Annotated in this window: 20 protein-coding genes; 10 read left to right on the forward strand and 10 right to left on the reverse strand. The window is 53.4% G+C overall.

The features are described 5' to 3' along the window. The first annotated feature begins 163 nt into the window (after positions 1-163). Together VGM55_RS11230 and lipA are read left to right on the forward strand one after the other, a co-directional pair. Complete coding sequence (locus tag VGM55_RS11230; RefSeq protein ID WP_154185198.1) at positions 164-1,120, forward strand: YbeF family transcriptional regulator; 957 nt, start codon at positions 164-166, stop codon at positions 1,118-1,120. Between the two features lie 239 nt (positions 1,121-1,359). Continuing rightward, entirely contained in the window at positions 1,360-2,325 is a 966-nt protein-coding gene (gene lipA, locus VGM55_RS11235) for a lipoyl synthase (RefSeq protein WP_331635482.1), read from the forward strand. 86 nt (positions 2,326-2,411) lie between these two features. On the opposite strand, the gene tatE is transcribed toward lipA, so the two are convergent. Continuing rightward, entirely contained in the window at positions 2,412-2,609 is a 198-nt protein-coding gene (tatE, locus tag VGM55_RS11240; protein WP_154185200.1) for a twin-arginine translocase subunit TatE, read from the reverse strand. Positions 2,610-2,738: 129 nt separating this feature from the next. Beyond that, positions 2,739-3,527 carry a deaminated glutathione amidase gene (locus tag VGM55_RS11245; RefSeq protein ID WP_154185201.1) on the reverse strand — a complete coding sequence of 263 codons (789 nt, stop codon included), beginning with the start codon at positions 3,525-3,527 and terminating at the stop codon, positions 2,739-2,741. Between the two features lie 103 nt (positions 3,528-3,630). Between VGM55_RS11245 and crcB the strand changes: the two genes are divergently transcribed. After that, on the forward strand, positions 3,631-4,014 hold the full coding sequence (gene crcB, locus VGM55_RS11250) for a fluoride efflux transporter CrcB (RefSeq protein ID WP_331635483.1): 384 nt from the start codon (positions 3,631-3,633) through the stop codon (positions 4,012-4,014). A gap of 217 nt (positions 4,015-4,231) precedes the next feature. On the opposite strand, the gene cspE is transcribed toward crcB, so the two are convergent. From cspE to VGM55_RS11285, 7 genes are all read right to left on the reverse strand, one after another. Continuing rightward, positions 4,232-4,441 carry a transcription antiterminator/RNA stability regulator CspE gene (gene cspE, locus VGM55_RS11255; RefSeq protein WP_004100146.1) on the reverse strand — a complete coding sequence of 70 codons (210 nt, stop codon included), beginning with the start codon at positions 4,439-4,441 and terminating at the stop codon, positions 4,232-4,234. 197 nt (positions 4,442-4,638) lie between these two features. Continuing rightward, positions 4,639-5,214: a lipid IV(A) palmitoyltransferase PagP gene (pagP, locus tag VGM55_RS11260; protein WP_331635484.1), complete on the reverse strand. Its 576-nt coding sequence runs from the start codon at positions 5,212-5,214 to the stop codon at positions 4,639-4,641. 199 nt (positions 5,215-5,413) lie between these two features. Then, positions 5,414-8,533 (reverse strand): efflux RND transporter permease subunit, encoded by a 3,120-nt coding sequence (locus tag VGM55_RS11265; RefSeq protein WP_331635485.1) that lies wholly within the window; start codon positions 8,531-8,533, stop codon positions 5,414-5,416. Then, positions 8,530-9,972, reverse strand: a complete 1,443-nt coding sequence (locus VGM55_RS11270) for an efflux RND transporter periplasmic adaptor subunit (protein ID WP_331635486.1) — start codon at positions 9,970-9,972, stop codon at positions 8,530-8,532. The genes VGM55_RS11265 and VGM55_RS11270 overlap by 4 nt, the downstream gene beginning before the upstream one ends. Beyond that, positions 9,972-11,225, reverse strand: coding sequence for a TolC family protein (locus VGM55_RS11275; protein ID WP_154185204.1), 1,254 nt, complete (start codon positions 11,223-11,225; stop codon positions 9,972-9,974). Before VGM55_RS11275 ends, VGM55_RS11270 begins: the two co-directional genes overlap by 1 nt. A gap of 11 nt (positions 11,226-11,236) precedes the next feature. Further along, positions 11,237-11,614 carry a copper-binding protein gene (locus VGM55_RS11280; protein ID WP_154185205.1) on the reverse strand — a complete coding sequence of 126 codons (378 nt, stop codon included), beginning with the start codon at positions 11,612-11,614 and terminating at the stop codon, positions 11,237-11,239. A gap of 67 nt (positions 11,615-11,681) precedes the next feature. Further along, positions 11,682-11,921: a hypothetical protein gene (locus tag VGM55_RS11285; RefSeq protein ID WP_331635487.1), complete on the reverse strand. Its 240-nt coding sequence runs from the start codon at positions 11,919-11,921 to the stop codon at positions 11,682-11,684. A 579-nt stretch (positions 11,922-12,500) separates the two neighbouring features. On the opposite strand from VGM55_RS11285, the gene dcuC reads away from it, so the two are divergent. Then, positions 12,501-13,880 (forward strand): anaerobic C4-dicarboxylate transporter DcuC, encoded by a 1,380-nt coding sequence (gene dcuC / locus VGM55_RS11290; RefSeq protein ID WP_331635488.1) that lies wholly within the window; start codon positions 12,501-12,503, stop codon positions 13,878-13,880. A gap of 39 nt (positions 13,881-13,919) precedes the next feature. Here the strand turns inward: dcuC and dpiA are convergent, their stop codons facing one another. Further along, the gene (gene dpiA, locus VGM55_RS11295; protein ID WP_331635489.1) at positions 13,920-14,606 is read right to left on the reverse strand and encodes a two-component response regulator DpiA; all 687 of its coding nucleotides are present in this window, start codon (positions 14,604-14,606) and stop codon (positions 13,920-13,922) included. Between the two features lie 585 nt (positions 14,607-15,191). On the opposite strand from dpiA, the gene citC reads away from it, so the two are divergent. Genes citC through citG form a run of 6 tightly spaced genes read left to right on the forward strand, consistent with a single transcriptional unit; the run spans position 15,192 to position 20,431 of the window. After that, complete coding sequence (gene citC / locus VGM55_RS11300) at positions 15,192-16,265, forward strand: [citrate (pro-3S)-lyase] ligase (protein WP_154185208.1); 1,074 nt, start codon at positions 15,192-15,194, stop codon at positions 16,263-16,265. After that, positions 16,262-16,558 carry a citrate lyase acyl carrier protein gene (gene citD, locus VGM55_RS11305; RefSeq protein ID WP_154185209.1) on the forward strand — a complete coding sequence of 99 codons (297 nt, stop codon included), beginning with the start codon at positions 16,262-16,264 and terminating at the stop codon, positions 16,556-16,558. Before citC ends, citD begins: the two co-directional genes overlap by 4 nt. Then, the gene (locus VGM55_RS11310; RefSeq protein WP_154185210.1) at positions 16,555-17,463 is read left to right on the forward strand and encodes an aldolase/citrate lyase family protein; all 909 of its coding nucleotides are present in this window, start codon (positions 16,555-16,557) and stop codon (positions 17,461-17,463) included. The genes citD and VGM55_RS11310 overlap by 4 nt, the downstream gene beginning before the upstream one ends. Positions 17,464-17,472: 9 nt before the next feature. Continuing rightward, the gene (citF, locus tag VGM55_RS11315; RefSeq protein ID WP_331635490.1) at positions 17,473-18,993 is read left to right on the forward strand and encodes a citrate lyase subunit alpha; all 1,521 of its coding nucleotides are present in this window, start codon (positions 17,473-17,475) and stop codon (positions 18,991-18,993) included. A gap of 3 nt (positions 18,994-18,996) precedes the next feature. After that, complete coding sequence (gene citX / locus VGM55_RS11320; RefSeq protein WP_331635491.1) at positions 18,997-19,548, forward strand: citrate lyase holo-[acyl-carrier protein] synthase; 552 nt, start codon at positions 18,997-18,999, stop codon at positions 19,546-19,548. Continuing rightward, on the forward strand, positions 19,520-20,431 hold the full coding sequence (gene citG / locus VGM55_RS11325; RefSeq protein ID WP_414648247.1) for a triphosphoribosyl-dephospho-CoA synthase CitG: 912 nt from the start codon (positions 19,520-19,522) through the stop codon (positions 20,429-20,431). The genes citX and citG overlap by 29 nt, the downstream gene beginning before the upstream one ends. Positions 20,432-20,445 lie beyond the last annotated feature (14 nt).

Here is a 20,445-nt window from a genome sequence, read left to right on the forward strand (position 1 = left end):
TTCAGCACTGTCATTATTTAAATAAATGACAGCATCGTACACTTTCGTCGGCTTAATTTTTCTCATTCGTGCTTGGGTTGGCAAAATAACTACGCCAATTCCCCCAATCTCTCTATTTGTATCTATAAATATAATATTCTTTATTTTTTAGCGGAGACCTGACATGGGGCAAAACCCACTGTCTGAGAAAAAAATCGTGGATCGCGATGGCGAAAACAACTATCCCGTATTCAAGACGTTACGCAACATAGATTTAAACTTGCTGACTATTTTTGAGGCTGTCTACATTCATAAAGGCATCGTCAATGCAGCCAGAGTGCTTAACCTCACGCCCTCGGCTATCAGCCAGTCTATCCAAAAGTTGCGCTATATTTTTCCCGACCCATTATTCATTCGAAAAGGACAGGGCGTAACACCGACGGCGTATGCGGCACATCTGCATGAATATATCAGCCAGGGTCTGGAATCCATTCTTGGGGCCCTGGATTTTAACAGCAGTAATGACCAGCAACGAACCATTACTATCGCAACCCAGCCGTCGATTGGGGCTTTAGTTATTCCTAAAGTCTATTCTGCGATCCGCAAAGTTAATCCAAACCTGCTTATTCGTAACGTGCCGATTAACGACGGTGAGTCTCAGCTAAGTCAGTTTCAGACCGATTTAATTATAGATACCAGCCGCCACTACGCGCGCACCATCACCAGCGTGCCTCTTTACCAGGAAAGCATTGCCGTGGTCTGCCGGGAAGGTCATCCCTGCCTTGAGCAGCGTTTGACTCTCGAAGATATGCAGAGCATGGAACACACCTTCCTGATCATGCAGGATGATTTGCTGCGTGACCTGCGCCAGCAGATCAGTGAGCGCCTGCCGAACCGGCAAATAGCCTTTAGCAGCTACAATTATGTCACGCTATCCTCACTGCTTGGCAGCAGCGATCTGCTGGGCTTCATGCCGTGGCGGTTATATGAGATGTTCAAAGAGACCTGGAACCTGCGAGCCGTCGACTGCGACCTGTTTGCCGATAAGACGATGGAAACCAGCATGCATTTCAATAAACTCAGCATCCGGGATACGGTTTTGCAGGAGATAATCAAGGCCATTCACCACGAGTTTGCATGAGCAGTAGTGGTTTTCACCTCTTGCAGGTTGTTTCAGAGGTGAACACCATCCCTGTTAACCTGGTATTTAGCACAAAACAACAACCCATTTACAATTCTTTCTCCATTTCATGTTGGGGTATACTGATTCTCCCTGGCCGTGATGATATACTCCCGGCCATTAATTCAAAAATAGTTGATAGATCCTAACTTAGCTTGAATTAGCCTGACTACATTATCCGCAACTGGAATACGCACCCTATGAGCAAACCCATTGTGATGGAACGCGGCGTTAAATACCGCGACGCCGATAAAATGGCGCTGATCCCGGTAAAAAACGTGGTGACAGAGCGCCAGGAGCTGTTGAGAAAGCCAGAATGGATGAAAATCAAGCTTCCGTCTGACTCAACCCGTATCCAGGGCATTAAAGCGGCGATGCGCAAAAATGGTCTGCACTCCGTTTGCGAAGAAGCCTCCTGCCCTAACCTTGCTGAATGTTTTAACCACGGTACCGCGACCTTTATGATTCTGGGCGCCATTTGTACCCGTCGTTGCCCATTCTGTGACGTCGCGCATGGCCGCCCGGTTGCGCCAGACGCCAACGAGCCTGAAAAACTGGCTCAAACCATTGCAGACATAGGTTTGCGCTATGTGGTGATTACTTCCGTGGACCGTGACGATCTGCGCGATGGTGGCGCACAACACTTTGCTGACTGTATCAGCGCCATTCGCGAGAAAAATCCGACCATTAAAATTGAAACGCTGGTTCCGGACTTCAGAGGCCGTATGGATCGCGCACTGGATATACTGACCGCAACGCCGCCGGATGTGTTCAACCACAACCTGGAAAACGTACCGCGCGTCTACCGCAACGTCCGTCCAGGCGCAGACTACAACTGGTCACTTAAGCTACTTGAACGCTTTAAAGAAGCCCATCCGGATATCCCTACCAAGTCCGGCCTGATGGTAGGCCTGGGCGAAACCAACGAAGAAATCATCGAAGTGATGCGCGACCTGCGCCGTCACGGCGTGACCATGCTGACGCTGGGCCAGTATCTCCAGCCAAGCCGTCACCACTTGCCGGTGCAGCGCTATGTTAGCCCGGATGAGTTTGAAGAGATGAAAGCCGAAGCGCTGGCAATGGGCTTCACCCACGCCGCCTGTGGCCCGTTTGTTCGCTCTTCCTACCACGCCGATCTGCAGGCAAAAGGGATGGAAGTGAAGTAACAAGAGTTACATATTGTTACGCTTAAACTGACACACATAAAAAAAACCGGCCATTATGAGCCGGTTTTTTATTTTGCAGTCGTCATTCAGTCTTTGTGAACGATGCGCTCTGCAGGTGCTTCGGTATCGGGCTTCTTGCCGTTGTCATCTTCGGCCATCGCTTTCTTAAAACCCTTGATGGCAGAACCGAGATCGCCGCCCAGCGTGCGCAGCTTCTTGGTACCAAACAGCAATACGATCAGCGCGCCGACAACCAGCAGCTTAGTAATACTAATCTCTCCCATACCTACCTTCTTTTGTGATGCATGCCGTGACAACGGCGAATAAAAAACCTGATTGCATTAACGGATATTTGCCCGCGCAACACAATAGCAATCTGTAACAAGGCGAATCAAGGTTTGATTAAAAAAACATCATAACATTTGAGGTACCGCAAACCGTCGATTGGCCAGCACCGGCAGCATTTGTCTTACCGCCGCGACTCTGTCCGCGCCGATCTCGGCAAAGATTAGGTCGGGCACTTCTGCGGCGGCCGCAATCGTCACCCCTAGCGGATCGATGACCCGGCTCTGGCCGATATTTTTACTGCCGCATTCTCCAGCGGCCACGACATAGCACGTAGAATCCAGCGCGCGCGCAGCCAGTAAGGTTGCCCAATGAGCCTCTTTATGAGGGCCTTTTAGCCATGCAGCCGGGAGGACCAGAACCTCTGCCCCACTCAGCGCAAGACTCAGCGCCATGTCCGGAAAGCGCAGGTCGTAGCAGGTCATCAGCCCAACGTTCATTCCGGCAACGTCAATCACGGGCGCTAAACGCGCTCCCGCGTCCACCAGCCGGGACTCCTGCACGCTGAAAGCATCGTACAAATGAACTTTCTGGTAGCTCGCCACAATCTCACCGCTGCGGATTGCCAGTAAGGTGTTTGCCGCCCGCCCGGGGTAGGTTGGTACATGCAGCGTGACTATTGTGGTCATGCCGTTCTTTCGGCTTTCTTCACGCAGCTGTTCAACATACTGACCATCCAGCGGCTGTGCTGACTTTACTGACATATCCGGGTCATTGTCATCTCTGGCCAAAACCGCCTCCGGCAACACCAACAAATCGGCCTCTTTCTCTGCTGCCTTTGCCATCAGACTGACGCAGGTGGCCGCATTTTCCTGCCAGAAGGGCCCCACTGCAAACTGACCTACAGCAACCTTCATACGTGCCTCACCGCTCAAATGATTAATTACAGTATATCGGGTGCAAATCTCTGTGTCTGAACGCTACACTTTGCCCATTGCTGATGTTTAATAAGGATTAATCGTGATTCAGATGCTATTCGCCGTTTTTATTGGCGGCGGGATCGGCAGCGTCGCGCGCTGGTTTCTGAGTATGAAGTTCAACCCCGTCCATATGGGGATCCCCATTGGAACGCTGATGGCCAACCTGATCGGCGCGTTTATTATCGGCCTTGGCCTGGCACTGTTCAGTCGTTTTAGCAACATCGATCCGGTATGGAAACTGCTTATTACCACCGGCTTCTGCGGCGGCCTGACAACATTCTCTACGTTCTCCGCGGAGGTGGTTATGCTGTTGCAGGACGGGCGACTCGCCTGGGCAGGTATGAACGTACTGCTAAACCTTGCAGGCTCGTTTATGATGACCGCGCTCGCATTTTGGCTGGTTTCTCTCTTCGTCACCCAATAAGCCGCACGGTATTAATGTTAGCTTAATTTTTCTCTGCCACTATCCCTGCCATATCGTTGGGGGAGAAGGCAATGAAAGAGCAGGTGACAGGCTGGGCGAGCGTGCTGATAAGCGTTGTTATCGTTGGGTTATTTTTGAAAGTGTATCTGTTTGCGTGAGAAATAGCAGGCAAAAAAAAACCCGCCTTGGCGGGTTTTTATATTCTACTGGTAATGACTTAGATAGGCATTACGTTTGCAGCAGAAGGGCCTTTGGCACCGTTAGTGATTTCAAACTCAACGCGCTGGCCTTCAGCCAGGGTTTTGAAACCATTGCTCTGGATTGCAGAGAAGTGTACGAACACGTCTTTGCTGCCATCTTCCGGAGTAATGAAGCCGAAGCCTTTGGATTCATTAAACCACTTAACGTTACCTTTAATCTTAGACATCAAAATTACCTTTACATGAAAAAACGACACAAATGCTGTGTCGGGCATCAGTACAACAATTGTGGTGGCTTTTGTCCAGTCCAGAATTGCTAAAAAGTGATAAAAGTCGCTAACTTTTTACCAGCTTGCGCATTACACCTTGTTTTTAAAGGGGTATAAAAACCCTCATTTTTTTGCCTGCTTCAGGTCGTACAAAATCAGAACTGGAACCGCAGCCAGGCAAAGTAGACGTTACCGTTATTGTAAGTCCCGGGAATGTAGGTCATCTGGAAGGTCGCCGGGCCATAACCAATAGAAGCCAGCGGCAGCACCAGCGGCACGGGAATGTATTTCCAGTTATCGCGCGCGGTCACACCAACGGTATAACCCAGCCCTACGTGGAAGTTATCATCGCGCAGCGGCCGCCAGGTTTTCTCCCAGCCATAACCCCCGATAGGCTCCCATTTGTTGAAAGAGTCTTTAAACGCCATCAGATAGAGGCCATTCCAGTTACCTTCTTCATCCCAGCGCGACTTGCCAAACCCCACACCCCATGGTCGCTCGTTATAGCGATCCGTTTTCTCTTTGTCATAGGCAAACCGGGCATGCCAGGTAATCGCCGGGACGTAAAGATCGTAATGTTGTGGTTCGTTCCAGGTTGTAGAAACCTGGCTTGAGAACGTCTCCCATGCGTTGCTGAAAAATCGCCCTTCTTCGGCAAATGCCGCCGGGGCGCTTAGCACCAGCGTGAAAACAAAAATCAGAATTGAGGACAGTTTATTCGTGTAAGTCACGTCGTTATTACCGTATTAAAATTCGACAGGTACCTTACTGAATTATATCTCAATGAAAGCTAAATCAGCACATGACTTAGAAAGAAAAGCAGCCATCCCCCCGTGTCAATACACTGGATTCTCAAATGCCATTCAGATAATTATGAATAAGAATGTAAGTAAGAGCGCATAACTTAATGCGCTCTTACGAAGTAACGAATTACCTTCGCTTCTTAATTAGCATATATACCGCAGGGATAACCAACATCGAAAGCAGCGGAGCGGTTACCATTCCCCCAATCATCGGTGCGGCAATACGACGCATCACTTCCGACCCGGTTCCATTTCCCCACATAATAGGCAACAGGCCCGCCATAATGGTGGCAACCGTCATCACCTTAGGTCTGACGCGCAGCACAGCGCCTTCGTGAATCGCTCGTCGCAGCATGCCCACATCCTGCACATCATCGGTTTTTAGATGTTTCTCAAGTGCCTGATTTAAATAAAGCACCATGATCACACCAAATTCCGCAGCTACGCCCGCCAGAGCAATAAAACCAACGGCACCAGCAACGGACAAGTTATATCCCAACAGATAGAGTAACCACACGCCGCCAATTAATGAGAAAGGTAAAGTCCCCATAATTAATAGTGCATCTTTTACTCGTGAGAAGGTGACATATAACAATACAAATATGATTAATAAGGTAAATGGCAGCACAATTTTTAATTTAGCCGTAGCACGTTCAAGATATTCAAACTGCCCAGACCATGAAAGCGAAACGCCTTCAGGCAGCTTCACCTGCCCGGCAACCGCACGCTGCATATCTTCCACGGCAGACTTTAAATCACGCCCGCGTAAATCAACATAGATCCAGTTAGACAGGCGCGCATTTTCACTTTTCAGCATCGGTGGCCCTTCGGTGATGGCAATGTTAGCCAATTCAGAGAGCGCCAGCTGGCTGCCGTTGGCGGTGATAACGGGCAAATCACGCAGTTTTTGCAGGTTGTCGCGCAGTTCGCGTGGATAACGCACGTTGATAGGGAAGCGTTCGCGCCCTTCAATGGTTTCACCGATGTTCTCGCCTCCAATAACCGTGGCCACCAGCGACTGCAATTCCTTAACCGAAACGCCGTAGCGCGCCGCTTTGCGACGATCGATGTCGATATCCACATAGCGCCCACCGCCCAAACGCTCGGCCAGCGCTGAGGTAACGCCAGGCACCTGCTTCACTACGCGTTCAATCTGTTCCGCGACTGACTCAATGGCGGCAATATTATTGCCGTTCACCTTTATTCCGACCGGGCTTTTGATCCCGGTGGCCAGCATATCCAGGCGGTTACGAATAGGCGGCACCCACACGTTGGCAATCCCCGGCACTTTGACCACGCTGTCCAGTTCGTTCACCAGCTTGTCCATGGTCATTCCCGGACGCCACTGGTCACGCGGCTTAAAGCGAATGGTGGTTTCAATCATCGTTAACGGCGCAGGATCGGTCGCCGTTTCGGCGCGCCCGGCTTTGCCAAAGACGGTCTCCACCTCCGGCACGGTTTTTATCAGGCGATCGGTCTGCTGCAGCAGTCGCCCTGCCTCGCGAGTCGAAATGCCCGGCAGCGTCGAAGGCATATACAGCAAATCGCCTTCGTCCAGCGGCGGCATAAACTCGCTGCCCAACTTGCTTAGCGGCCAAAGCGTAGCCACCAGCAGCACGCCAGCAACGGCCAATGTAGTTTTCGGCCTGTCGAGCACCTTTTCCAGCACGGGCTCGTAGGCCGCGATAAGCCAGCGGTTGATAGGGTTCGCTTTCTCGTCAGGGATCTTGCCGCGAATAAACCAGCCCATCAACACCGGCACTAGCGTGATTCCCAGCCCCGCGGCCACCGCCATGGAATAGGTTTTGGTGAAAGCCAGCGGTGAAAACATCCTGCCCTCCTGCGCCTCAAGAGAGAAAACAGGGATAAACGACAGGGTAATAATCAACAGGCTACAGAACAGCGCCGGCCCCACTTCGACCGCGGCCTGCTGGGAGATTTGCCAATAATCCGCGCTGCGAGGCTGCTCCCCCGGATGCTCGTGCCGCCACTGCTCAAGCACCTTGTGCATATTCTCAATCATCACTATCGCCGCATCGACCATCGCGCCAATGGCAATCGCAATCCCGCCGAGCGACATGATATTGGCATTCACGCCCTGGTAGTGCATGACGATAAACGCCCCCAAAATACCGAGCGGTAAAGTGATGATCGCCACCAGCGCAGAACGGAAATGAAACAAAAACAGCGAGCAAATAACGGCTACCACGATAAACTCTTCCAGCAATTTATGGGAGAGCGTTTCTATCGCATTTTCAATAAGATGAGAGCGGTCATAAACCGGCACTATTTCAACACCGGCGGGTAGGCTCTTCTGCAGCTGCGCCAGCTTTTCTTTTACCGCATTGATGGTTTCAAGGGCATTTTTGCCATAGCGCATAACGATAATACCGCCTGCAACCTCGCCTTCCCCGTTAAACTCGGCAACGCCCCGGCGGATTTCCGGCCCCAGCCTGACGGACGCAACGTCAGAAAGCAGCACCGGCACGCCGTCGCGGCTGGTGATGACCACCTGCTTAAAATCATCCAGATTTTTGAGGTAACCGGAGGTGCGAACCATATACTCGGCCTCCCCCATTTCGAGCACCGAACCGCCCCCTTCCTGATTGGCGCTTTTCACCGCATTAATGACCTGCTCGTGGGTAATATTCAGCGCCTTCATACGTTCCGGGTCGAGCACAATCTGGTACTGGCGCACCATGCCGCCCACGCTCGCGACTTCGGAAACGTTAGGCACGGTTTTCAGCTCAAATTTCAGCGTCCAGTCCTGCAGGGCTCGCAGGTCAGCAAGGCTGTGTTTCCCGGTTCTGTCCACCAGCGCATACTCGTACACCCAGCCTACCCCGGTAGCATCCGGTCCCAGCGAGGCTTTTGCTTCCGGCGGCAGCTGCGACTGCACCTGGCTCAGGTATTCCAGTACCCTGGAACGCGCCCAGTAAGGGTCGGTGCCATCGTCGAACAGAATGTAAACATAGGAATCGCCAAACATGGAGAACCCACGCACCGTTTTAGCGCCCGGTACCGACAACATAGTGGTGGTCAGCGGATATGTCACCTGATCCTCAACGATTTGCGGTGCTTTGCCCGGATAGCTGACCCGCACAATCACCTGCACATCAGAGAGATCCGGTAGAGCATCAAGCGGCGCACGCTGTAACGACCACAGCCCCCACGCCGCCATAATAATAGCGGCCAGCACCACCAGCAGGCGGTTTTTAAGCGACCAGCGGATAACGGCGGCAATCATTTGTGCGCCTCCGCCATCGGCATCAGATGAGTAATCACGGCCCCCTGCTCGTCATCCATCGTAAAGCTGAACATCACTGCGTCCCCCGGCTTCAGGTTAGTCGGTGACTTCAGCGCAAACGGCATCACCATCGCCCCCCAGTTCAGCGCGGGAATAGGATGATGAGAAATGGTAATGTCATCCGCGCTCACCGCTTTCACCACACCTTCTCCGTCGTAGGTTTTCACCGCTGGCTGGGCTTTTGGCTGCGCTTCTGACGCGGGTAAAGCGCTGCGCAGGCTTGCCTCTGAGTCGATAAGGAACTGGCCGGAAGTGACCACTTTCTCCCCTTCACTCAGCCCAGAACGAATCTCAACCCAGCCTTTATCGCTGATGCCGGGCACCACGTTCACCGGACGGAAATGCCCCCCCTCTTCGGCAACCAGCACCCGGCTTTGGCTCCCGGTTTCAATCAGCGACTCTTCCGGTACGGCCATAACAGCTGCGCGCGGCTGCTGGTTCGCCAGATGAACGCTCAGGTACATACCTGGCTTAAGCTTCATTTGTGGATTATCGAGGACAATGCGCGCTTTCAGGGTGCGGGTGGTTGTTTCAAGATTCGGCAACAGCTCGCCTGGCCAGCTATCGGCGGTAGCCACAATCTCGCTGCCCGGCTGTAATGCCTGAGCCTGCGACTGAGGGTAATCCACCACAATCCACACCGACTCGAGGCTTGCTACTTCGAACAGCGGCGCATTCGCGGTAACCTGCTGCCCCTCGCGAGCCTCAAGCTTATTCACGTAGCCGGCAAGCTTCGCGCGAACGGTAACGCGGGTTTGAGATTTGCCGCTGCGCTCAACCTGCCGAATCACCTCGGCGGGCATAAACTGCAGTTGTAATCGTTCTCTCACCGCCGCGGTTAAAGCGCTGTCTCCCAGCTTGCGCACGGCCAGATACTCCTGCTGCGCGGCGGTCCATTCCGGGAACCAAAGCTGTGCCAGCGGTTCTCCGGCTTTCACATACTGCTGCGGCGCTTTGACATACAGCGTTTCAACAATACCGTTGGCGCTGGCCGGGATAATTTGCACGCTACGTTCATCAAGCGTCACGGTCGCGAAGGCCGCAAACGGCACGCTCAGCGCCCTACGTTCAACGGCGGCCGTCTTAATGCCCAGGTTCTGCTGCTGACGATTACTGACCGTCACGCCGCCGTCGTTGGCCACTTCATCCGCATAGCGCGGCACCAGCGCCATATCCATAAACGGCGATTTGCCAGGCTTGTCGAACCGCTGCCCCGGCACCATAGGATCGTACCAGTAAAGCACTTTACGCCCGCTCTCCTGCTGGGCCTGAGATTCTGGGTGTTGGTGTGCGGTTTGTTGCTTCCCGGCGTAATAACCTGCGGCCAGCGCGGTCACAACCGCCACCGCCAGCAGGGAAAAAGTAAGTGATTTTTTCATTAGTTAACATCCTGAGGCGTAAGGTAGCGAATCGCGGCCCAGTTGGTGGCAACGGCTTTTTCAGCGCTGCTGGCGGTAAGTTCGCTGTCCAGAAGATCACGGCGAGCGGCAAGCAGTTCAGCCAGAGAAGACTGCCCGGCACGATACTGTGACTCCAGCAACGACAGACGCTGGCGCTGAAGCGGCAAAGCCTGTTCCTGCTGGCGCTGCCAGACGCTTTGCGCGGCCTGGTAATTCGCCACCAGAGAGTGAACAAGGGCAATACGCTCGCGGCGAGCAAGCGCTAACCGATCGTTCGCTTCCATCGCCCGCGAAACATCCGCAGAGTAGTCTTTGTCCTGCCGCTGAGGCTTAAATAGCGGAAGATCAACGGTAAACATTACGCCCGCCATATCGTCATAACCCTCGGCACGGCGCCCGTAATAAACCTCAACGCCTACGTCAGGTTTGGCAGCCACCGCAGACTGCGCTGATTTCGCACGCGCAACATCAGCTTCACGGGCGGCCTCAATCATCTCCGGATGCTGCATCACGCCCTCTTCAAGCACCTCAGGTGCGGCCGGTAAACGCTGGTAGCGCGGCAGCGCGCCGTTCACGCTATCCACGGTCTGCCCCGTCAACTGCAGCAGCCGCGTTTGCGCCAGCGTGACATCACGCTCGGCAAGCGTGACTTTGTCCTGCATGGTGAGCAGCGTCATGCGGATATCCACTACGCCGGAAGCAGGCGAACTGCCGCTGGCAACGGTGGCTTTCTGGACGCCAATCTGCCGCTCGGTTTCATTTACCAGCTTGCGGGCAGCGGTAAGCACTCGCTCAGACAGGGCGAGATCCAGCCAGGCCTGCGCGGTATCACGCTGAAGATTGGCGCGAATCACCTCGGCTTTCGCCTGGCTGCTGGCCGACTGCGCCAGAATGGTATCCGCCTTGCGGTCACGTTTTTCCTCGCTGACGTAATCCTGCATGATGCCGATGCGCTGCATCGTCATCCCCTCACGGCTAAAGCGATGGTTGTTACTGCCCTGCACCGGCACGTTTTCAATACCAAATTTCAGCTTAGGATCGGGCAATTGCCGGGCGGAGTCGGCCATCGCGTTTAGCGCATCGCTCTGATTACGGTTAGCGGACAGCGCCGCGGAATAGTGTTCGGCGGCCAGCAGAGTCTGTTGCAGGCTGAGCTCCGCCGCCTGAGCGACGGAGACAAACGTAGCCAACAGCACCCCGCCGAGCCAGAGGCTCAGGGTGTGTCGTTTCATGGCAACCTCGGTTATTTAAGCGGGGTGGCGGAAACCAACTGATACCCGGCTGCATGCTGGGCGAAAGAGAAAGCAATCTTCTCCCCTACCGTTAACGTCGGCAGCGTACCTTCTTTCGGCAACGTGAAGGTCATGGTCATAGCGGGCCAGCCAAGCTCGGTGACGGGATGGTGAGAAATGGACACCGTATCGGCAGTGATTTTCTTCACTACACCTTCGGTTTTGTAGACCTTAGAAGACGGTGTGGCGTCAGAAGACATCGACATGCCGGGCATATCGGACATCCCCTTCATTGAGGACATATCGTGAGCAGTTTCAGCGGAAAATGCAGGGAAAGAGGCAGCGGTAAGCAGCGCAAAGGCGGCGACAAAACGAATAGCGTTAAACATGATTAATCTCCAAAAACACAGTCAAAAAGAAATAGGGCAAAGCCCCGAGGCATTGACGGTGCTGGAGTTATTCTCTAAAACGGCAAAAACGGATGGTTGCCGGGGGGCCTGTTGCTGGAGGAGTAACGTAAGATGTGGATTCAACGGCCGTTGAGCACTGAGGCGCAATTAGCGCGAGCGAGTTGGTAACCGGTAAAGCAACCGGCGAACTGTGCCCGTTGTCTTTTTGCATGACGTCCGGAACGCAGTGCTTCTCGCACAGCGGGTTGCTGATTTTCGCCTGCATCGCCTTTTCAGGCATCTGCATGGCACCATTGTGCGGGGCCACCATTGGGCCGGGGTCATATCAACCGGACAATCGTAAGACGCTATCGCCACCTGACTGTTGACAAAAAACCAGCCCAACGCCAACAGCAGCATCAAAAGATGCTTTCTGATAAAGCGCCAGCGGCTTGTCGACCAGAGGGAGGTGTGCAGCATAAAAACCCCGACATAAAAGTGATCGGCAGTATAAGCAGCAGCATGCGGTGTTTTAAAGGTTTTTTTAAATGCTTTACGAAAAGCTTTTAAATTAACAATTCAGACAAATAATTACCGCCATTTCATAACGCATTGCCGTTTTAATCAGCAAAATCCGCGCGCCTTTTATTCCGCAGTTTAAGAAACGATGTGCATAACCGCTATGCACCCAGCAAAACCGTTGGCTAAAGTTGTTCCGTTGCAATGAAAGTTGACGCTCATCAGAAACTCTAAACGGGTTCTGAGGCAAATTCTTAGCCCTTACAGCTTCCTGTAAAAAATCACTATTCTTATTTTCTGAAAGAAGACAACTTTTAGCCGCAAGCGTAAGGACGCCGTAGAGCGCCTTAACGTACCGGGGGATATAATGCTTACAATTCTGGAACTTATTATTGGTGTAGTGGTGATTGTGGGCGTGGCCCGCTACATCATCAAGGGCTATTCCGCAACCGGCGTGCTGTTCGTCGGGGGGTTATTGTTGCTGATCGTCAGCGCGCTGATGGGGCATAAAGTCTTACCCGCCAGCGCGGAAAGTACCGGCTACACCGCTACGGATATCTTTGAATATGTCAAAATCCTGCTAATGAGCCGCGGTGGCGATCTCGGGATGATGATCATGATGCTGTGCGGTTTTGCAGCCTACATGACCCACATCGGTGCCAATGACGTGGTGGTTAAACTGGCGTCTAAGCCGCTGAAGTTTATCAATTCCCCCTATTTACTGATGATTGCCGCCTACTTTGTGGCCTGCCTGATGTCGCTGGCAGTCTCTTCCGCAACCGGCCTGGGCGTACTGTTGATGGCAACGCTGTTCCCGGTGATGGTCAACGTCGGCATCAGCCGCGGCGCGGCGGCAGCCATCTGCGCGTCTCCGGCAGCCATTATCCTGGCCCCGACCTCCGGCGATGTCGTGCTGGCTGCACAGGCTTCAGAAATGTCGCTGGTCGATTTCGCCTTTAAAACGACCATTCCTATTTCCATTGCCGCCATCATCAGCATGGCAATTGCGCACTTTTTCTGGCAACGCTATCTCGATAAAAAAGAACACATCAGCCATGAAATGCTCGACGTGAGTGAAATCCAGACGTCAGCACCTTCTTTCTATGCCATCCTGCCGTTTACCCCGATTATCGGCGTGCTGATTTTCGACGGCAAATGGGGCCCACAGCTGCATATCATTACTATTCTGGTCATTTGTATTCTGATTGCCGCCCTGATTGAGTTTTTCCGCAGCTTCAATACCCAGCACGTCTTCTCGGGTATGGAAGTGTGCTACCGCGGCATGGCGGATGCGTTCGCCAACGTGGTGATGCTGCTGGTTGCCGCTGGCGTATTTGCTCAAGGACTTAGCACCATCGGCTTTATTCAAAGCCTGATTTCCATTGCCACCTCGTTTGGCTCGGCGAGTATTATTTTGATGCTGGTGCTGGTCGTGCTGACCATGCTGGCGGCAATGACCACCGGCTCCGGTAACGCGCCGTTCTATGCCTTCGTCGAAATGATCCCGAAACTGGCCCACTCTTCCGGCATTAACCCGGCTTACCTGACCATTCCGATGCTGCAGGCCTCCAACCTTGGGCGCACCATTTCTCCGGTTTCCGGCGTCGTGGTTGCCGTTGCGGGGATGGCAAAAATCTCACCGTTCGAGGTGGTTAAGCGAACCTCTGTTCCGGTTGCCGTTGGCCTTATCGTGGTCATTATCGCCACCGAGATTCTGGTGCCCGCCGCCGCGGTTATCGGTAACTAATCCACCAGGTGTCATGCCGGGTAACAGGATTTACCCGGCTCACTTATCAGGTAAGCGATAGATACGCTGCGGCCTCCCCACTTTCCCATAGACAATCTCAGCGGTGATCGCCTGTCTGGCTGTCGCAAACTCTAAATAACGCCGGGCGGTGGTGCGGCTAAGTTTAAGTGCCAGAGCGACGGTTTCGGCCGTATGGCGTACCTGTCTGTCGGCGAATAATTGCCGTACCTTGGTCAGGGTTAGCGCATCAATACCCGCCGGAAGCGATTCTTTTGGCTCACCTCGGGCGTAAGCGTTAAACATTTCGTCAATCTGGCGCTGGCTGGCAATATCGTTCCCGGCAAGCATCGCCATACGCTGCCGATAGCGTTCCAGCGTCTGGCCAAGACGTTCATAAGCAACAGGCTTCACCAAATAGTCAAATACGCCGCACCGTACCGCATCCGCTACCGTTTCCATGTCGCTGGCCGCCGTAAGAAAAACAACCCCTCCCGGATAACGGGCTTCGGTAAGCTCATGTAAAAGCGTTGTCCCTTCACCGTCCGGCAAATAGTTATCCAGTAATATGAGTTCAGGCTGAAAACGATCGATCATGATTCTTGCCTGCGCTAAGTTACCGGCCAGCCATACCGTCCCACGGCCGTAAAATTCCTGCATAAACTCGGCATGCATTTCAGCCAGTGATGTTTCATCCTCTACTATCAGAACCGTAAGTTTTTGTGCCATAAATCATTTTCACTTTCGATCGTTAACCAAAACGCCGAACAACTTTTTGCCGGGGGAGTGCTTTCAGGCATCACCCTTTCCTTTAAAAATTGTCCACAGGCACACTGATAAGAAGAGAAACAATGCTGCCGGGAGAAAAAGCATGTGGAAAACGGGGTATTAGAAGAATGTGAAATTCATTAACAATAATGCTACTTAACATCGCCAATTCCTTTTTTTGCGCTGTTTTAAATCCAGTAAAAATGAAAAGATGTCATTAATTTGTTTCAAAGCCATCCTTCAATTCATTCACGAATCGTCACAGATTATACAAATTAAATCAATTAAACATATAAAAACCACGACCCTCAGCACGGAGGGGTTAATTAAAAAAATAAAAACCATTAAACCCATATAAACCACTCAACCCTTTGTGAAACAAATCAAAAATTTCCCTTCAAATAGTTCGTACGATCGTTCGCATTCATCCTAAAGGGGTAATTACAGACTTATCCCTGATTGAAAACAAAACGTTAACCATTTGCTAAATGTGAAATAAACCGCCCCAACTCGTAACCAAAAAAACATTACAGGAATTTTCAACTCATGCCAGGAAATATCGTATTCGATAGGATCAAGCGTTCAGAGAATAGGAAGATTGCGGAAGTCACGCGCTTCCTGCGTGCGAACGATTTGAGTATCGATACTACGGTAGAGATATTTATTACCGTCAGCCGCAACCAGCAGCTGATCGCCTGCGGTGGCATCGCCGGCAATATCATTAAATGTGTGGCGATTGACGAATCCGCCCGTGGCGAAGGACTGGCGCTGACGCTCGCCACCGAACTGATCAACCTGGCCTATGAAAGGCAATGCACCCAGCTATTCATCTACACAAAAAGTGAAAACGAAGCGTTGTTCAAACAATGCGGTTTTTATCCGCTGGCGCGCGTCCCCAACATCATGGTGCTGATGGAAAACAGTGCCACCCGGCTTCAACAATACGCAAGCTACCTGACGACACTGCGGCGCAGCGGCAAAAAAATTGGCTGCATTGTGATGAACGCCAATCCTTTCACTCTTGGCCACCGCCACCTCATACAAACGGCCGCCTCACAATGTGACTGGCTACATGTCTTTATGGTTAAAGAGGATACGTCACGATTTCCGTATGAAGATCGTCTCACGCTGGTTCGCGCCGGCGCCAGGGACATCGACAGGATCACCGTGCACCGTGGCTCTGAATACATGATTTCACGCGCCACTTTCCCCTGCTATTTCATAAAAGAACAAAGCGTCATCAACCACTGTTACACAGAAATTGATCTCCAGATTTTTCGTCAGCATCTCGCGCCTGCGCTGGGGATAACTCACCGCTTTGTGGGTACCGAACCGTTCTGCAAAGTTACGGCAGACTACAACCGGGATATGCGTACCCGGCTTGCGGATACCTCCTCAAACGCCCCTGCCATTGAACTGGTGGAAATTGAGCGCCTGGCGTATCGGGAAAAATACATTTCAGCTTCATGGGTACGCCAGCTGTTAGTCAAACACGATCTCGCCACCCTTGAGCATCTGGTCCCGGAAGCGACCAGAGATTACTTACAACACATGATCGCCGCGCAAAAAAACCGTCCGACCATCCCCCCGGAATCCGCATTAATCACAGGTGAAAAATGAAAATTATCCGCTCTGCCGTTGTCGGCACCCTTGAGTCGGGAGATGTGATGATCCGCATCGCCCCACTCGATACACCGGAGATCGATCTGCAACTCAACAGCAGCGTTGAAAAGCAATTCGGCAAGATTATCCGCACCACGCTGCTGGAGATACTTGAGCGCTATAAGGTCTTCGGCGTTCAGCTCATCGTCGACGATAAGGGAGCGCTTGACTGCATTTTGCGTGCCCGGCTTGAAACGCTTCTGGTCCGCGCAAGCGACGTAAATGCCCTGCCCTGGGAGGAGAATCAATGATTTCCGCAGCCGCTTTACAACGAAAAGATCGCACCCGGCGAAGCATGCTATTCGTTCCCGGCGCCAACGCCGCGATGGTCAGCAATGCGTTTATTTACCGCGCGGATGCGCTGATGTTTGACCTTGAAGATTCCGTCATCCTGCGTGAGAAAGATGCCGCTCGCCGGTTGGTTTATCACGCGCTGCAGCACCCTTTCTATCGGGAAACTGAAACCATTGTGCGGGTCAATGGCCTGGAGTCCGAGTACGGACTTGCCGATCTGGAAGCCGTGGTGCGCGGCGGGGCGGACATTGTCCGTCTGCCAAAAACCGATACGGCTAAAGACGTCACCGATATCGAAACCGAAATTGCCCGTATAGAAAAAGCATGCGGGCGTGAACCCGGCAGCACGGGACTGCTGGCAGCGATTGAATCCCCTCAGGGGATCACCCAGGCCGTGGCTATTGCCCACGCCTCCCCGCGCCTAATCGGCATTGCTTTGGGTGCGGAAGATTATGTTCGCAACCTACGTACGGAACGCTCGCCGGAAGGCGTAGAGCTTCTGTTTGCCCGCTGTTCGATTCTTCAGGCCGCCCGCTCAGCGGGCATTCAGGCTTTTGATACCGTTTATTCCGACGCCAACAACGAAGAAGGGTTTCTTCACGAAGCGGCCCACATAAAACAGCTGGGTTTCGACGGTAAGTCGCTGATTAACCCCCGTCAAATAGAGTTGCTACATAACCTCTACGCGCCAAGCCAAAAAGAAGTCGAGCATGCTATCAGGGTCATTGAGGCAGCCGAATCCTCCGCGCAGGAAGGTCGCGGCGTCGTCTCGCTGAACGGCAAAATGGTGGATAGCCCGGTGATAGAACGGGCACGCCTGGTACTCTCCCGTGCCCGACTTTCGGGCATTCGTGAAGAATAAGGACGAACCATGACTCAGAATCAACGACAGCAGCGCATCCTCAGCTGGCAGCAGGTTGCCGGGGAAGGTATTTCCGCTTATCAGAACGCCTCCAAACTGAATCTACAATCGCATAAACCAAGAGATAAAAAACTCTGCGCCACGCTCGAAGATGCAATACGACGCTCGGGCCTGCGGGATGGCATGACTATCTCTTTCCACCACGCGTTTCGCAACGGCGACCTGACGCTGAATCGGGTGATGGAAGCCATAGCCGGCATGGGCTTTAAAAACCTGACGCTGGCCTCCAGTTCGCTGAGTGAATGCCACTCTCCCCTCATTGAACATATCCGCAATAACGTGGTGAGCCGCATTTATACTTCGGGCCTGCGCGGGCCGCTGGCTGAGGAAATTTCTCGGGGATTATTGCAGGAACCCGTACAAATCCACTCTCACGGCGGGCGCGTGCATCTGGTCAACAGCGGTGAACTCACCATTGACGTCGCGTTTCTCGGCGTCCCCGCCTGCGATCCCTTCGGTAACGCTAATGGCTACACGGGCAAAGCCTGCTGCGGCTCCTTAGGCTATGCGAAAGTCGATGCCGAATGCGCACGACAGGTGGTCCTACTGACGGAGGCGCTTCTGCCCTATCCACACAGCCCTTCCAGCCTCCATCAGGACCAGGTCGACTGGATTGTCCAGGTCGATAACGTCGGTGATGCCGATAAGATTGGCGCGGACGCCACCCGCATGACCTCTAATCCCCGGGAGCTACTGATTGCACGCAGCGCCGCAGAAGTAGTGGTGCATTCAGGCTATTTCAAAGAGGGCTTCTCTTTGCAAACCGGTACCGGTGGCGCCTCGCTGGCCGTCACCCGTTTTCTGGAAGACAAAATGCGGAGCCGGGGGATTACCGCAGGTTTCGCGCTGGGCGGCATTACCGCCACGATGGTGGACCTGCACGAAAAGGGCTTGATTAAAAAGCTCCTCGACGTCCAGAGTTTTGACCGAATCGCAGCAGGCTCACTGGCGCGCAATCCTAACCATATTGAGATCGATGCTAATCAGTACGCCAACTGGGGGTCAAAAGGCGCCTCGGTAGACAGGCTTGATGTGGTGGTGCTGAGCGCGCTGGAAATCGATACCCGCTTTAATGTCAACGTCCTTACCGGTTCCGATGGCGTACTGCGAGGCGCTTCGGGCGGCCACTGCGATACCGCCGTCGCCGCCGCGCTTTCGATCATCGTTGCCCCGCTAGTGCGCGGGCGGATCCCGACGCTGGTCGATGAGGTCACAACCTGCGTCACGCCGGGTTCAAGCATCGACATCCTGGTGACCGATCACGGCATTGCCGTTAACCCGGCGCGCCCGGAGCTGGCCGAACGTCTCAAGGAGGCAGGATTATCCCTTGTCTCTATCGAGTGGCTGCGTGAGCGGGCCGCAATCCTCACGGGCCCACCTCAGGCCATCGAATTTACTGACAAAGTCATTGCCGTGGTGCGTTATCGCGACGGTTCGGTGATCGACCTCGTTCACCAGATAAAGGAGTAAAGGATGCCTCTTTATGTCACCTCGGCCACCCATCGGGTGATCGCGTTGCCGGAACTTCTTGCCGGCCGGGACGCTCGTCAGGCAAAACAGCAGGCGTGGCTTGCCCGCCATTCAGCCCCCCTGATTTCCTTTACCGTCGTTTCGCCGGGGCCGATTAAAGACAGCGAGCTAACGCGGCGGATCTTTAACCACGGGATCCGGGCGCTGCGTCTGCTTGCTGAAGCGTCCGGTTGGGAAATCAGGCAGCAGACCTGTTTTCCGGTGATAACCGGCCCTGAAGGACTGCTGGTTATTGATGCCCCGGCGAGTCAGGTCAAGCAGGCCGCTATCGAACTTGAACAGTCGCATCCGCTGGGCAGACTCTGGGATATTGATGTTCTTACTCCCCAGGGCAACATCCTGTCACGCAAGGATTTTTCTCTACCGCCAAGAGGATGTCTGCTATGCCAGCAGGATGCGGCGTACTGTGCCCGCGAACAAACGCATTCGCTTCAGGATCTTACCGCCAGGATGGAGTCTCTGCTAAATGATGCCGACCACGCAACCCAACGGTAAAAAAACGCTTATCCCCCGGCAAATTGTGGCCAGGTATAGTGAAAAGGCATACCAGGCCATGCTCGCGGAGGTCAATCTTTCGCCGAAACCCGGTCTGGTCGATCGCTTCAATTGTGGGGCGCACCGGGATATGACGATCGAGGATTTTTACCGCAGCGCCCGGGTTATTTACCCGTGGCTATCACGGTTTATAGAACAGGGCGCGTCGAGCATCCATCTCGAGGAAAGTGACGTAATCTGCACGCTGCGCCCGGTTGGTCTGGCTTGTGAGGAGGCCATGTTTCGTGCAACAGCGGGGGTTAATACCCATAAAGGCACCATTTTTTCCCTCGGTTTGATGTTCGCCGCTATTGGCCGCCTGTACGCCCAACGCCAACACCTTTCGCCCGACAATATTTGCAAAACCGTCGCCGCTTTTTGCCGCGGGTTAACCGAACGTGAATTGTCAAAACACAATGAGATGGAGACCGCTGGGAAGCGTCTGTACCGGCGGTTTGGTCTGACTGGCGCACGAGGCCAGGCAGAAGCGGGCTACCCGCTGGTGATAGCGCTGGCTCTGCCGCACTACAAAGCGCAGCTGGCGGCAGGCGTAAATCCAGACCTTGCCCTGCTCGATACTCTGCTGCTGTTAATCGCCAGAAATGACGACACCAACGTCGCCTCACGAGGCGGAATTGAAGGCCTTGAATGGATAAAGTGCGAGGCGAAACGCTTGCTGTGCCAGGGGGGGATGCGCCTGGCCGCGAACCTTCCCCGCTTACAGAAATTCGATCGATTGTGTATCGCACGCAACCTCAGCCCCGGCGGCAGTGCCGATCTGCTGATCATCACCTGGTTTTTAGCCGAGATCTCATCTTTCACCCCCAATCCAACATCACTATAAAACCGCCCTGGAGA

It is taken from the genome of Cedecea sp., assembly GCF_036500665.1.
Lineage (GTDB): Bacteria > Pseudomonadota > Gammaproteobacteria > Enterobacterales > Enterobacteriaceae > Cedecea.

Coding starts and splice junctions, on each gene's coding strand:
- VGM55_RS11245 (WP_154185201.1), bottom strand. CDS start 3,527: ATGAAGGTTGCTGTAGGTCAGTTTGCAGTGGGGCCCTTCTGGCAGGAA.
- citG (WP_414648247.1), top strand. CDS start 19,520: ATGATGCCGACCACGCAACCCAACGGTAAAAAAACGCTTATCCCCCGG.
- dpiA (WP_331635489.1), bottom strand. CDS start 14,606: ATGGCACAAAAACTTACGGTTCTGATAGTAGAGGATGAAACATCACTG.
- VGM55_RS11230 (WP_154185198.1), top strand. CDS start 164: ATGGGGCAAAACCCACTGTCTGAGAAAAAAATCGTGGATCGCGATGGC.
- lipA (WP_331635482.1), top strand. CDS start 1,360: ATGAGCAAACCCATTGTGATGGAACGCGGCGTTAAATACCGCGACGCC.
- citD (WP_154185209.1), top strand. CDS start 16,262: ATGAAAATTATCCGCTCTGCCGTTGTCGGCACCCTTGAGTCGGGAGAT.
- VGM55_RS11280 (WP_154185205.1), bottom strand. CDS start 11,614: ATGTTTAACGCTATTCGTTTTGTCGCCGCCTTTGCGCTGCTTACCGCT.
- citX (WP_331635491.1), top strand. CDS start 18,997: ATGCCTCTTTATGTCACCTCGGCCACCCATCGGGTGATCGCGTTGCCG.
- VGM55_RS11310 (WP_154185210.1), top strand. CDS start 16,555: ATGATTTCCGCAGCCGCTTTACAACGAAAAGATCGCACCCGGCGAAGC.
- VGM55_RS11275 (WP_154185204.1), bottom strand. CDS start 11,225: ATGAAACGACACACCCTGAGCCTCTGGCTCGGCGGGGTGCTGTTGGCT.
- dcuC (WP_331635488.1), top strand. CDS start 12,501: ATGCTTACAATTCTGGAACTTATTATTGGTGTAGTGGTGATTGTGGGC.
- VGM55_RS11265 (WP_331635485.1), bottom strand. CDS start 8,533: ATGATTGCCGCCGTTATCCGCTGGTCGCTTAAAAACCGCCTGCTGGTG.
- cspE (WP_004100146.1), bottom strand. CDS start 4,441: ATGTCTAAGATTAAAGGTAACGTTAAGTGGTTTAATGAATCCAAAGGC.
- citF (WP_331635490.1), top strand. CDS start 17,473: ATGACTCAGAATCAACGACAGCAGCGCATCCTCAGCTGGCAGCAGGTT.
- citC (WP_154185208.1), top strand. CDS start 15,192: ATGCCAGGAAATATCGTATTCGATAGGATCAAGCGTTCAGAGAATAGG.
- tatE (WP_154185200.1), bottom strand. CDS start 2,609: ATGGGAGAGATTAGTATTACTAAGCTGCTGGTTGTCGGCGCGCTGATC.
- VGM55_RS11270 (WP_331635486.1), bottom strand. CDS start 9,972: ATGAAAAAATCACTTACTTTTTCCCTGCTGGCGGTGGCGGTTGTGACC.
- VGM55_RS11285 (WP_331635487.1), bottom strand. CDS start 11,921: ATGCAGATGCCTGAAAAGGCGATGCAGGCGAAAATCAGCAACCCGCTG.